Consider the following 12,999-nt stretch of genomic DNA (forward strand, 5'->3'; position numbering starts at 1 on the left):
GCAACGCGTCGCCGAATCCCCCGAATGGTCGCGACGGCAGTTTTGCAGCTCAGGACCAGTAGACGATGACCTTGTCGCCGACGCGGGCTTCGTTGAACAGCTGCGAGAGCGTGTCCCAGCTGCGGACGTTCACACAGCCGTGGGAGCAACCGTTGTAGCCGCGGGCCGCGAAGTCGTCGGAGTAGTGGACCGCCTGGTGGCCGCTGAAGAACAGCGAGAACGGCATCCGGGTGTCGTAGAAGTTGGAGTACCCGTCGAGGACCTTCGCGCGGACCGTGAACGCGCCCTCCCTGGTAGGGCTGGACGGGCAGCCGAACCGGACGTCCATACTCAGGCGTACGGAGCCGTCGACCACCCAGCGGAGAGTACGCGTCGACTTGTCGACACAGATCGCGCGACCGGTGGTGCAGCGCGAGTCGAGGGCCGACGCGTTCGGCGCCGGCGTGGGCTTCGGCGGGTACAGCTCGGCGCGCGTCGGCGTGCGGGTCATGGCTACGAGCCGGTCCCAGGTGGCGGCGTCGACGTATCCAAGCCGCGGCATCCCACGACGGGCCTGGAAGCCGTTGACGCCCTCGCGGGTGGTGGTGCCGTAGTAGCCGTCGACCCACTCGGCGGCGAGCCAGTCGAGCTGGTGCAGCCGCGCCTCGAGCTCACGTACGTCGTCGCTGCGGTCCTCGAGTTCCATCAGCGCCTGCGGCTTCGGCTTCGGCGTGGGAGTGGAGGTCGCCGTGGGCGTTGCCGTGGCGGTGGGCGTGGTGGTGGGCGTGGTGGTGCTGGGCGAGGCCGTCGGAGTGGGCCGCGCCGACGTCGACTTCGACGGCGTCGGGCTGGGCGTGCGTACCTGCGAAGGCACGTTCTCCCCGGCGGCTCCCCGGTCGGCGAACGACGCGAAACCGGTCCCGTAGGCCACTCCGCCAAGGGCAGCAACGGCAAGAACTGAAGAGGCAATCACGATGGTGAGCGGACGGCGGCGCATGGGCTCCCCCTGAAGTGGTGCGACATCAACAAGATGCCGGGGACCGGTGAAATGTTGCTCGTGACGATCACCAAATTGGTCACGATCTGGCCAACGCCTGGCAGTGAAGGGACGGATCGTTCCCGTGACGATGAAGGGGGCAGTACGCCGGACGGTCTGAAGCGCGTTCTACAGCAGGTCGGCCAACCAGCTGGTGCCGTCCGCGTGGGCGTGCAGGTCGCGCCACGGCGCCCACGTGCGGATGTCGTCCGTGTCGGCGCCCCAGAGGTCGAGACTTCGGGTGGACTCGGCGTGACGGAGCCAGTGGTGCAGGCCCCACAGGTCGCCGAGGACGGCGTACCCCCAGAGTCTGGTGGGGGCACCGGGCAGCGTCAGGAGGTCTGCCGCGTGCTCGACCACCCGCCGTGCCGCGCGCGGACCGCCGGGTTGCGCGAACACGGTGCGAAGCAGGTGCTCCAGGTCGAGGTCGGCCGGCGCGACGCAGGCGAACTCGAAGTCGATTGGCACGGCCCGCTCGCCATCCCAGACCGCGTTGTGCGGCCCGGCGTCAGTGTGGGTGAGGACGACGGGGACGCGGGCCAGCGCCTGGAACATCGCGTCCAGCATGTCCCGCAGCTGCCCGTGAACCGCGCGGTCGATGACGCCCCGGTCGGTGAGCTCGGCCAGCTGCCGGCGTGCTGTGGTCTCGTCGAGGGCGTAGAACGGCGTCGTCGTACACCCCAGCGCCCGTGCCTGACCGACATCGGTGCGATGGACCGCACGGAGCCGCTCCCACAGGTCCTCGACGGCGCGGGCCCGGGTGATGTCGTCGAGCGCGGCCCAGGACTCTTCGAGGTTCGCTCCAGGAAGTCGGGTGGTGACGATCCACTCGTGCCCGTCTCCGACGCCGTGACCGAGGACGCGCGGGTAGCCGACGGCCGCGGGCAGGATCGCGGCCAGGGCGGCCTCGCGGGCCAGTGATCCGTCCGCTGCGCGGCTGAGGCGGAGCACCACACGCTCGCTCAGCCAGACCTCGTTGGACTGGCTGTGAACCGGCCTGGTGGCCTCCTCGATCCGGGCACCGTACGTCGCCAGAAGGTGACGTGCTGTGCGGTAGAGGTGATCTGCCCTCGGCACACGGTCGTTCCCCGACGTCGACATCCGTACGCACGGTAGAGAAGGCGAGCTGAGCGCGGCAACGGGATTGACCTGAAGGGCTGTCGGTGGTGGCGGCCTACCATGGCCGCCATGCCGGGCCGGGCGGTGGACATTCGCGGGGCGACGGAGAACACGCTCCGCGACGTGGACGTGTCGTTCGGCGCTGGCATCACCGCCGTCGTCGGGGTCTCGGGATCGGGCAAGTCCTCGCTGATCTCCGACACGCTGTTCCACGAGGCGCGGCGGCGGTTCCTGGAGACGCTGACCCTGGGTTCGCCGTGGGCGCAGCTTCGGCCGGCAAGGGTGCGCTCGATCGACGGGCTCGGACCGGCGGTCGCGGTCGCGCAGAACGTCGTCAACCGCAACCCGAACTCCACCGTCGCCACGGCGACCGGGATCCATCCGGTGCTTCGAGTCCTGTACGCGGGTTTCGCCACGCGGACCTGCTCCCGTTGCGGCAGCGATCCCGGCTTCGTCGCCACCAGTCACGAAGAGCAACTCGCGTGGGTCCGCGACGCCGTCTACGGCCTGACAGCCGGCGACGAGGACCGCGACGCCACCGGTGGGCAGAGGCAGGGGCAGGGGCTTCACGTCGAAGGTGCTGGTGAGCAGGTGCCCGATGTCGAGGGCTCTGGTGAGCGGCGGCTCGAGGTGGTCGTTCCGCTGGTACGCGGGACAGAAGGAACCCATCGCCGGCTGCTCGACTTCCTGGCCGAACAGTTCGGGTCGGATGCACTCGACGTGGACGGCAAGGCGCTGACGACCCAGCCGGACCGCGGCCTGTCCGCCCGCCAGCCGCACGACATCGACCTCCGCCTGAAGCCGCTCCGGACCGGCGCCACCACCGACGAACTGCGGGCGATCCTCGCCTCTGTCCGAGGGCTCGGCGCCACCCAGCTGATCCTTCGTACGCCGGAGGGCGCCGCCCGGTCGATGTGCTGCGCGCCGGTGTGCCCCATCTGCGGGGAGCTCCTGCCGTCATTGCGGGCGCCCGACTTCGCCCACAGCGGCGGCGGGATGGTGCGGGCCTACCGGCTGGGCGGCCGGACCCTCGAGGACTATCTCGCTCTGTCGGTGTCCGAGGCGGCGGCCGCGCTCGGCGACTTCGGCCTGCCACCCACGGCGTCCCGGGCGCTCGACCAGGTCCGCGTCCGCCTGGAGGCCCTTGCCGCGATGGAGCTGGGCTATCTGCCTCTCGACCGTCCGTCGCCGTCGCTCTCGCGGGGGGAGGCGCAGCGGCTTCGGCTGGCTGTCATCCTCGCGACACAGGTGGAGGACCTGCTGCACGTCCTCGACGAGCCGACGGTCGGGCTCGACGCCGAGCAGGTCGTACGCCTGATCAGGCAGCTGGCGAAGCTGCGCGGCCCGGTACTGATGGTGGAGCACGACCGCTGGGCCGTCGCGGACGCCGACGACGTCGTCGAGCTAGGACCGGGTGGCGGCGCGGAGGGGGGCCGCGTCACGTTCCAGGGGCCACCCGCGCAGTTGTGGCGTGCGGGCACCGTCACCGGCCGTTGGTTCTCCGGCCGCGAGGTCGCGCCCGTGCGTGCTCGGTCCCTTCGCGAGCCGGCAATGACCACGCTGCCCATGCGTTCGACACCCGGAAGAGGTGTCGATGCCCCTTCCACGTACTACAGGCATACCCAGCGTGGTCATTTGCCGCCGGATTCGCCGCCGTCACCGCCACCACCGTCGGCTGCGTTGGCGGCGTTGGCAGTGTTCGGGGCGTACGCACACAATCTGCAGGCGTTCGACTGCGAGATCCCGGTCGGCCGGCTCACGGTGATCACCGGTCCGTCCGGGGCGGGCAAGTCGACCCTAGCCCGCGACGTGATCGTCGCCTCGATCGACGCGGGCGAGGCGCGCGGCTGCGAGCGCTTCGAAGGTCCGCGGCTGCGGGCCATCACCGTCGACCAGAGCCCGATCGGACGTAACCCGCGGTCCAACCCGGCGACCTACACCGGGCTGGCGGGCCACCTCCGCGACCGGTTCGCCGCCGGGACCGGGCTGCCTGCCTCGGCGTTCTCGTTCAACCGTCCCGACGGCGCCTGCACGACCTGCTCGGGCATGGGTGCTGTCGAACTCACGCTGCTGCACCTGCCCTCGGAATGGCTGGTCTGCGAGGACTGCGGCGGCCAGCGGTTCGGGCGGGACGTCCTCGACGCGCGCGTCGAGCTTGCCGACGGACGCCGCTACACGATCGCCGAGGTCTACGACCTGACCATCGACCAGGCGGCACCGCTGCTCGCCGACGATCGGAAGAGTCAGCCGGTCCTGTCGGCGCTGCGCGACATCGGTCTCGGATACCTCCGGCTCGGCCAGCCCTCACCCACGCTCTCCGGTGGGGAGGCGCAGCGGGTCAAGGTGACCAAGGCGCTGACCCGCGCCCGCGCCGGCTCCCTCGTCCTCCTCGACGAACCCACGACCGGGCTCCACCCCGCCGATCTCTCCCGCCTCACCGGCAACCTCGACCGCCTGATCGGGCAGGGGTGCACGGTGGTGGTTGTCGAGCACCACCCCGACATCGTCGCCGCCGCGGACTGGGTCGTACGCCTGGGACCCGGCGGCGGCCCGGACGGTGGCCGGCTGCTCGGCGCTGGCGCGGCGGACCCGGCTGAGCGTCCTCCCCGGGAGCCGCGACCGAGGGCCCGCGCGCGCCGCCAGCCGCGCGGATCTCCGGCGATCACGGTGACCCGCGCCCACGCCAACAACCTGCGCGACGTGAGCGTGACCTTTCCCAAGAACGCCATCACCGCGATCGTCGGCGTCTCCGGCTCGGGCAAGTCGTCCCTGCTCACCGACGTCCTCGCGGCCGAGGCGGATCGGCGCCTCCTCGAATGCCTGTCGATGTACGAACGCCAGTCGGTCAAGGAAGGTCCTGCCGCAGACGTCGAAGCGGTCGAGGGACTCGGGCCGACGGTGACGATCGGACCTGACCGGGACCTGTGGAACCCCCGGCGTACGGTCGGCACCGCGACCGAACTGAGCTTCCACCTCGGCGTGCTGCTCGCCTACGCCGGCTCCGGTGGCGCAGGTGCAGGTGGCGCCAGTGCTGCGGATGGTGCCAGTGCTGCGGATGGTGCCAGTGCTGCGGATGGTGCCAGTGCTGCGGATGGTGCCAGTGGTGCGGGTGGGAGAGCGGGCGGAGCTGGCAGGGGTCGGTTGACGCCGGCGCACTTCTCGCCGGGTTCGTACGAAGCGGCCTGCCTCACCTGCCACGGCCTGGGCACGGTGCCGGAACCCCGCCCGGAGCGGCTGATCATCCGGCCGGACGCCCCGTTGTGCAAGGGCGCGATGTACTCGCCCGGCTTCTTTCCGCAGTCGTACCTCTCCAAGCCCGCGAACCAGGGCTACTGGATGATCCAGGGACTGGCGAAGCTCTACGACTTCGATCCGTTCGAGACGCCGTGGAACCAAATGACCGACGCCGCCCGCGAGGCGTTCCTCTTCGGCGAACCTGGCGCGAAGGGCCCGCATCTGAACCGGGAGTCCTGGGTCGGCTTCTTCCCGGTCGTCGCGGGTTGGGACCAGGGCGGGCGCTACGTCGACCACGTGCCATGCCCGTCGTGCGCGGGTGGTCGGCTGCGTCCGGAGTTTCTCGCCGTACGACTGGGCGGCGCCAACCGGCAGGACCTGCACGAGCGATCGCTCAGCGCGGTGGCGGACGTGGTGGAGGGCGTACCCGTACCACCAGACGCACCGGGGTGGGTCGCGACCTCGCGCTCGGTCGCGCTCCGCAGGTTGCGGTTCCTCGAAGGCGTCGGACTCGGCTACGTCCACCTCGACCGGAAGTCGGCTTCCCTGTCCGCCGGTGAGGCCCAACGGGTCAAGCTCGCCGGGCTTCTCGGCGCCGAGCTGACCGGCATGACCGTCCTGCTCGACGAGCCGACCCGTGGCCTGCACCCGCGCGAGGTCGACGCGTTGAGCGAGGCGCTGTGCCGCCTCCGGGATGCCGGCAACACGGTCGTCCTCGTCGACCACGATCCGGACCTGGTGGCGCATGCCGACCGGGTGATCGTCCTCGGCCCGGGCGCGGGTCGTGAGGGCGGGCGCCTTCTCCCGGAACGCTCCGCCGAGGCACGTGCCCTCCTGCCCGCGCATCAGGTTGCCGACGTGCGGTCACCACGCCGAACCCCGACCGGGTGGATGCACGTCGTGGGCGCGCGGGAGAACAACCTGTCGGGCGCCGACATCGACCTTCCTCTCGGCGTACTCGCCGGCATCTGTGGGGTCTCCGGTTCGGGCAAGTCGACGCTCGGCATCGACACCCTCGCCCTGGCCCTCGACCCGCCCCGGTCCTCGACGTCCGTGGCGTACGAGAACGCCGATCCCGGCGCCCATGACGCGATCGTCGGCGCACCGCCCCGCACCGTGTGGTCGGACCAGAGTCGGTCCGGTATCCACTCGCCCGGCCAGCATCTCGGCGTGCTGCGCGCGCTGCGGCAGGCGTACGCGGAGTCCGACGCCGCCGCGGCGCTCGACCTGACCGAGAAGAACTTCGCGCCTTCGTGCGACGCGTGTCACGGGCGGGGTTTCGTCAAGCAGGACATGGGATTCCTGCCGTCGATCGAGAGCCCGTGCGACGCGTGCGACGCGACGGGGTACGGCGAGGAGGCCCGCCGGATCGTCGTCCGTGGACACAGCCTGCCGGCACTCACCCACCTGACTCTCGCCGAGGTGAGCGAGGTGTGGCAGGACCGTCCGGGTGTCGCGCGCCCGCTGGAGCAGGCCCGCGCACTGGGGCTCGGATACCTGCGCCTCGGGCAACCCAGCCACGGCCTGTCCGGCGGCGAAGCGCAACGCCTCAAGCTCGCCCGCGAACTCGGCAGAAAGACGCGGAAACCGACGCTGTTCCTCCTCGACGAGCCGACCCTCGGCCTGCACCCGCGCGACGTGGCCCGGTTGCGTGTCGCACTCGACGCGTTGGTCGACGCGGGCCACAGTGTGCTGGTCGTGGAGCACGACCCGGGCCTGCTCACCGGCTGCGACTGGCTCCTCGAGCTGGGTCCCGGCGCCGGACCCGACGGCGGGCGCGTGATCGCGACCGGTACGCCTGAGGAGATCGCTCTCGGGGCGACGCCGACCGCGCCCTATCTCGCGGCGGTCCTCCCATGACGGCCGGCCTCGCGGACGGGCTGGCGCTGCTCTTGTGCGATCCCTCGCCCGCGTTGCGCTACCGCGTCCTCACCGAACTGATGGATGTACCGCCAGACGATCCCGAGGTGACCGACCTGGCCCGGCTACGGGCCGCGACCCTCGAGCTCATGGTCGGCGCGTCTGCCGATCCCAAGGCACTGGCTTTCGCCCTGTGCCGGTGGGCCTACCACGGCATCGGTCGCGACCACCCGCACGTGGCTGCCGTCGCCGAGCGACTCTTCGCTCTCCAGGACGGCGACGGATCGTGGCCACTCCGGTTGTTCCGCCGCGGCAGATCCGAGGGCGTCTACTCGATGGCGCCGCTGCAGGTCGCGCTGCCGCTGCGCGGCCTTGCCGCCGCCGGCTACGCCACCGATCCTCGCGCTCGACGTGCGTACGACTGGCTCCTCGGCCACCAACTCGACGACGGGGGGTGGCCGATGGGTGAGGCGCACGGCCAGCCGGGCTTCATCGCGGGCTACCGAAAGCTGCCGGGCTCGCGGGGCTGTCGGACCACCACGCAGGGAGCACTCGCGTGCCTCGTCCTCCACGACGAGCTCGCCCACGCTCCGCGGACCCGGCGAGCGCTCGACCTCCTCCTGCAACGGGAGTCCCGCGACGAATGGGCCCTCGGCGCCGAGGTCGCGCGACTGACCGGCCGGGAGCCGCCGTCGGGGTTCGTCACCTACTACGCACGCTTCGACCTGGCGTTGGTTCTCGACATCGCGGCACGGGCGGGAGCCGCACCCGACGACGCACGGATCGCCGGCCTGGTCGAGTTCCTCGAGCAACGCCGCGGACCGTTCGGCCTGTGGGAACACCCCCACCATCCCGACCTCAGTCGCTGGCTGACCTTCGACCTCCTCCGCAGCCTCCGCCAGCTCCGGTCCGGTGACTGGTCCGGCGTCGCGCCCCGCGTACCGTTCCGGGCGTACCCGCATCGCCGGCACCGCTACTGACCACCGGTCGGCCACGCTCGCGCACAGGCAGGTGGTCGGGTCGCCAGATCGACTCAGCGGAGGAATCGGTTCGGGTCGACCACGTCGAGTTCGAGGAATGGCGCCTCGTCGCAGGCGATCCGGGCCAGCAGCTCGCCGATGCCGGTGGCGTGCTTGAACGCATGACCGCTGCCGCCACCGCCGACGACGAGCCGCGGATCGTGGTGCGGCCGGCCGACCTGGAACTGACCGTCGGGTGAACGGGTGATCATGCAGGTCGTCGTCCGGACTGGGTGGGGATGCAGACCGGGCAGCGCGGCGGTGACGATCTCACTGAGCAGGCGGTAGTCGGCGGGTGAGATCGCGCGGTCGCACTGGTCCGGGTCGATGACGGGCAGCGACGGGTCGTCGCTGAGGCCGACCTTGGACGGGTGCCCGTCGACCGCGCCGTGTCCCCAGATCCCCGTGCCGTCCGGGAGGGTACGAATGAAGACCGGGAACCGCTTCAGCTCGAACGACGCCGGATCGTCGCGGGCGTCGAACCACGTCATCGGCGTACGCACCGGCTCCAGAGGAAGTTCGGGCACGAGCTTCCCCAACCACGGCCCAGTCGTCACGACGGCCTGGCGGACACGGAAGTCGCGAGCCGCCGTACGGATGAGGACCCCGCCGGCAACGAGGTCGATGCCGCTCACGTCGGTGCGCGGATAGACCGTGGCACCGGCTTCCTGCGCGGCACTCACCGCGGCGCGCACGCCGGCCTCCGGCCGGACCACGCCGGAAAGGGGATCCCAGACTGCCATGTGGTGGTCGGGCAGGTGGGCATGCTGGGGGAAGCGGTCGGTCACCTCGGCGGCGGCGAGTGTGCGCACGGGAAGGTCGTACGTGGCGGCCGCCGCCAGCGTGCCGGCGACCACCGGAGTGTCGGGTGCGCCGATCATCAGCCCGCCCGTGATGTCGAGGAGCGGGCGCGCCGACGCCTCCTCCAGTTTCCGCCACAGACCGAGCGAGGTCTGGGCCAACGGGACGAGGGCGGGATGTTCCTTACATGCCGTACGAAACAGGCGAGTCGACCCGTGCGTGGACCCCCAGGGGTGACCCGGGTCGAAGCGCTCGAAGCCGATGACATCGGTCCCGCGGGCCGCGAGCCGCCACAGGGCACACGCTCCCATGGCACCCAGCCCGACGACGGCAATGTCGGCATCGACGCTCGGCAACCCCGCCACCTCCCGTCGCGGTGCCTGATAGGCGGGTTGCTTTCGTACCACCCCAGCTTGTTCCACGAGCGGCGAATCCGCCACCATTGGTCAACCACGGATCCAGCTGGACCAAGCCGCGGCGGCAGCGTCCGAAGTCCTCAACGTTGATCAAACACCGGCCGTCGCCGCCTCGCGAGGCAGGTCTGCGACCGGCGCCTCCGCTACCCGGTGCTGGTCTGGGCGTCCACGCGGACGACGGTTCCGTTGTCCCCGTCGACCCGTACCAGCTGCCCGTCGGTGAGCACCCGGGTCGCGTCACCGGTGCCCATCACGGCGGGGATGCCGTACTCCCGGGCGACGATCGCGGCGTGCGACGCCGCCCCGCCCGCGTCGGTGACCACGGCGCTTGCCAGCGAGAACAGCGGTGTCCACGCGGGGTTGGTGTACCGGCAGACGAGCACGTCGCCAGGGGCGAGCCGGCCGAAATCCGTCTCGTCGCGGATGATCCGCACGGGTCCGACCACGGTTCCACGGCTGGCCGGTGTGCCATGGATCGCTCCCGCCGCAGGCGTCGGCGAGCCGAGCAGCTCGGCGGGGACCACCGTGTAGGTCGCGAGGGCGGCTTCGCGCGCGGCCTTGCGGCGGGCGACGGCGGCACCGACCTGCACGTCTTGCGGTGTCGTCACCTCGTCCAGTTCGAGGTAGAAGATGTCCCGCGCGTCGGTGAGGAGGCCGCGCTCGACATAGCGCCGCCCGAGATCCAGGAGTACGCGACGGATGGCCGCGCAGGCGACCATGAACAGGTGGAAGTGGCTGTCCTCCCGCACGCTGGTGCCGGTGCGTACGGCGTCGGTCAGCTTGAGCGCGAGCGGCCCGAACACGCGGGTACGCACCTTCCCGCCGGCCAGGTCCGCGCGGGCGCGTCCAGCGCGAGCCGCGTCGTCCTGCGCGGTCGCGACGGTCGGGCGACGGTCGGCCATGGCCGGCGCGTGTCCCTTGAGCATGCCGTGGACGGCCGCCGGTGTCTCGCGCAGCGGTGGGAACCCGGCGAGTGGCTGGGCGATCTGCCGGAACCCGAACCGCCGCAGGTAGGCGTCGATCTCGTCGAGCAGTGCGCGCCCGGGCTCGGTCTCCCGCAGCCGCTCCGGGACGTCCTCGGCGGGCGTCTCGGCGTAGGTCCGCGACAGGTCGGGCGACCGGTGGATCGTGGCGGCGAGCCGGTCGAGCTCCTGGCTCGCCGCCCGGGTGACGGAGGGGATCCCGGACAGGAGGTCCGTGTGCAGCTGTTCGCTGCGGCCGCGGCCGACCGCCAGCCGGAGGACCGTCGCCAGTACACGGTCGGCGGGCAGCACCCAGGGGACGATGGAACTGAATCGGGTGAGGACCAGCTCGCCCTGTACCTGTCGCAGCTCCCGCACGCGGTCGAGCAGCTCGCGGTCAGACAGCGCCGTGAGGTCCTCCGCCTCGATCCGCTCGACGAGCGGGACCAGCGTGGCGTGACAGCGCGCGAGCCAGTCCGTCGGGCGTACCCGCAGGGCGGCGATCAGCTTCGGCAGCGCGGCGGGCGTACGAATGAGCGCTCGCGCCGTGGGCCGGATCCGCGGTGGAACGACCTGCACCACACCGTCGTCGATCTCGACCAGAACGTCGTCGACGTCGGGCGTGGTGAACCCGGCGGAGCGAAGCCCGTCGAGAATCGCACCCACCGCCGGCCGCAAGGACAGCCCCAGGTCCATCGGAAACGGCGGGTACGGCACGTGGTCCGCCGCGATCTGGTAGTCCGGGCCACGTCGCCTGCGCCGACTTCCCCAGCGCCCCTTCCTGTCGCGCTGGTCCGCGGCCGGCTGCGGACCTCGGCTCTGCCGCCGTGGCGGACCTTCGCTCTCCCCGCCGGCGTCCGGTGCGTCGGGCAGTGCCGTCAGCGGCCGCGCCTGGACCAGCGCGCAGCGCTCCTCGGCGTAGGCCCACTCGATGTCCTGCGGTCGACCGAACGCCTCCTCGACCCGCGTGCCGAGTTTCACCAGCTCGTCGAGGAGTCCGGGCGGAAGCGGCGACGGTGGCGATTCGGCACTGTCGACGAGTTGGCCTGTGCCCTTGTCCACCTCCAGGTGATGGCCCGTCGCCTCACCGGAGACCAGGGCTTCACCGAGCCCGCGGACAGCCTCGATCACCAGTCGGTCGCGACGTCCGCTGACCGGATTGGCGGTGAACGTCACGCCCGCCCACTCCGCGTCCACCATGGTCTGGACGACGACCGCGAGGGCGAGGCCGCGTTCGTCCCAGCCGTTCTGTGCGCGGTAGGCGACGGCCCGGGGGGTCCACAGCGAGGCCCAGCAGTCGCGCACCGCGGTGAGCACCGACTCCTCGCCCGTGACGTCGAGGTAGGTGTCGTGCTGTCCGGCGAACGAGGCGTCGGCCAGGTCCTCTGCGGTGCCGGACGAACGCACGGCGACGGGCCCGGAGCCCAGCTCGCGGTAGGCGTCGCGGATCGCGTCGGCGATCGCGCCGGGAACAGGCCCGGTGGAGATGCGGTCCCGAAGCTGGTCGGCGTGGCTGCCGGCGAGTTCGCTGCTGGCGAGGGCGTTGGCCCCCAGGAAGTCGGTGTAGGCGTTCGTCGTGACCACGAATCCCGCCGGGACCGGGAACCCGGCGCGGATCAGCTCCGCGAGGCCCGCTCCCTTGCCCCCCGCCAGCGTGACGTCGCAGGTGTCAGCGCTGTCCAGGCGTCGTACGTACGTGACCATGGCGACCCTTCCGAACCGGCTTGAATCCGGCGGTTACTCACCCGACAGGTCATTCTTCATCGCATGGTGGAGTTTGTTGGACGTTACCAGCAGTTCACCCGTACTTCAACAAGCGATGAAGTAATATGCGGCCGTGACGAACGAGGCGGGCGGCACGGACCGCTCGCGAAGGTCCCCACCTCGGCGGCGTGCCCAGCAGGGTGAGGCCCAGCAGGGTGAGGCCCAGCAGGGTGAGGCCCAGCCGAGCCAGCGTGGGCAGGGTCAGCGCCGGCCGGGCCGCTGGCGTTCCGGGGCGGAGAGTCGGGAACGCATCCTCACTGCCGCCCGATCGACGTTCGCGCGGTACGGCTATGACCGGGCGACCATCCGGCAGATCGCAGCCGAGGCGCGGGTCGACCCGGCGATGGTGCACTACTTCTTCAGCACCAAGTCGAAGCTGTTCGCCACAGCGATGGAACTTCCGGCCAACCCCGCGGACCGCGTCGCCGCACTGCTCGAAGGCGGGCTCGACGAGCTAGGGCCACGGATCATCCGGCACTTCCTTCAGGTCTGGGATGACGCCGGCAGCTTCGAGCCGATGTACGCCCTGCTGCGGTCGGCACCGACCGACGACCAGTCGGCGGGACTGCTGCGGGAGTTCGTCCAAGGGGAGATCCTGGGGCAGGTCGCGCGGGTGATCGGTACCGACGACGCACCCTTGCGTGCAGAACTCGTGGGCTCACAACTCATGGGCATTGCCCTTGCGAGATACGTCGTACGGATCGAACCTCTGGCGTCGGCGAGTCCCGACACGGTCGTCGCGTGGCTCGGTCCCACGTTGCAGCGCTACCTCACCGACCCGACGCCGCCGCCCGAACCGTTGGCGTGAC

General features: G+C 71.2%; 8 protein-coding genes. 4 read left to right on the forward strand and 4 right to left on the reverse strand.

Annotation, left to right across the window (positions count from 1 at the left end; all coding sequences use genetic code 11):
* Nucleotides 1-49: 49 nt before the first annotated feature.
* The gene (locus ABNF93_RS26725) at nt 50-685 is read right to left on the reverse strand and encodes a L,D-transpeptidase family protein (RefSeq protein WP_349330948.1); all 636 of its coding nucleotides are present in this window, start codon (nt 683-685) and stop codon (nt 50-52) included.
* 43 nt (nt 686-728) lie between these two features.
* Here ABNF93_RS26725 and ABNF93_RS26730 point away from each other — a divergent pair, with 43 nt between their 5' ends.
* Nucleotides 729-905, forward strand: a complete 177-nt coding sequence (locus ABNF93_RS26730) for a hypothetical protein (protein WP_349330949.1) — start codon at nt 729-731, stop codon at nt 903-905.
* Nucleotides 906-1,144: 239 nt separating this feature from the next.
* On the opposite strand, the gene ABNF93_RS26735 is transcribed toward ABNF93_RS26730, so the two are convergent.
* Nucleotides 1,145-2,116 (reverse strand): phosphotransferase family protein, encoded by a 972-nt coding sequence (locus ABNF93_RS26735; RefSeq protein ID WP_349330950.1) that lies wholly within the window; start codon nt 2,114-2,116, stop codon nt 1,145-1,147.
* 87 nt (nt 2,117-2,203) lie between these two features.
* Here ABNF93_RS26735 and ABNF93_RS26740 point away from each other — a divergent pair, with 87 nt between their 5' ends.
* A complete protein-coding gene (locus ABNF93_RS26740) occupies nt 2,204-7,228 on the forward strand; it encodes an ATP-binding cassette domain-containing protein (protein ID WP_349330951.1) in 5,025 nt (1,674 codons plus the stop codon).
* On the forward strand, nt 7,225-8,208 hold the full coding sequence (locus ABNF93_RS26745; protein ID WP_349330952.1) for a prenyltransferase/squalene oxidase repeat-containing protein: 984 nt from the start codon (nt 7,225-7,227) through the stop codon (nt 8,206-8,208). The genes ABNF93_RS26740 and ABNF93_RS26745 overlap by 4 nt, the downstream gene beginning before the upstream one ends.
* A 53-nt stretch (nt 8,209-8,261) precedes the next feature.
* On the opposite strand, the gene solA is transcribed toward ABNF93_RS26745, so the two are convergent.
* Together solA and ABNF93_RS26755 are read right to left on the reverse strand one after the other, a co-directional pair.
* On the reverse strand, nt 8,262-9,404 hold the full coding sequence (gene solA, locus ABNF93_RS26750) for an N-methyl-L-tryptophan oxidase (RefSeq protein ID WP_349330953.1): 1,143 nt from the start codon (nt 9,402-9,404) through the stop codon (nt 8,262-8,264).
* 203 nt (nt 9,405-9,607) lie between these two features.
* Complete coding sequence (locus ABNF93_RS26755; protein WP_349330954.1) at nt 9,608-12,130, reverse strand: PEP/pyruvate-binding domain-containing protein; 2,523 nt, start codon at nt 12,128-12,130, stop codon at nt 9,608-9,610.
* A gap of 133 nt (nt 12,131-12,263) precedes the next feature.
* Here ABNF93_RS26755 and ABNF93_RS26760 point away from each other — a divergent pair, with 133 nt between their 5' ends.
* Entirely contained in the window at nt 12,264-12,998 is a 735-nt protein-coding gene (locus ABNF93_RS26760; protein ID WP_349330955.1) for a TetR/AcrR family transcriptional regulator, read from the forward strand.
* Nucleotide 12,999: the final 1 nt, after the last annotated feature.

This window comes from Actinopolymorpha sp. B9G3 (assembly GCF_040120725.1).
GTDB lineage: Bacteria > Actinomycetota > Actinomycetes > Propionibacteriales > Actinopolymorphaceae > Thermasporomyces.

Excerpts from the sequence above, each read along its gene's own strand:
- ABNF93_RS26725 (WP_349330948.1), bottom strand. The coding sequence starts at position 685 with ATGGAACTCGAGGACCGCAGCGACGACGTACGTGAGCTCGAGGCGCGG.
- ABNF93_RS26735 (WP_349330950.1), bottom strand. The coding sequence starts at position 2,116 with ATGTCGACGTCGGGGAACGACCGTGTGCCGAGGGCAGATCACCTCTAC.
- ABNF93_RS26740 (WP_349330951.1), top strand. The coding sequence starts at position 2,204 with ATGCCGGGCCGGGCGGTGGACATTCGCGGGGCGACGGAGAACACGCTC.
- ABNF93_RS26745 (WP_349330952.1), top strand. The coding sequence starts at position 7,225 with ATGACGGCCGGCCTCGCGGACGGGCTGGCGCTGCTCTTGTGCGATCCC.
- ABNF93_RS26755 (WP_349330954.1), bottom strand. The coding sequence starts at position 12,130 with ATGGTCACGTACGTACGACGCCTGGACAGCGCTGACACCTGCGACGTC.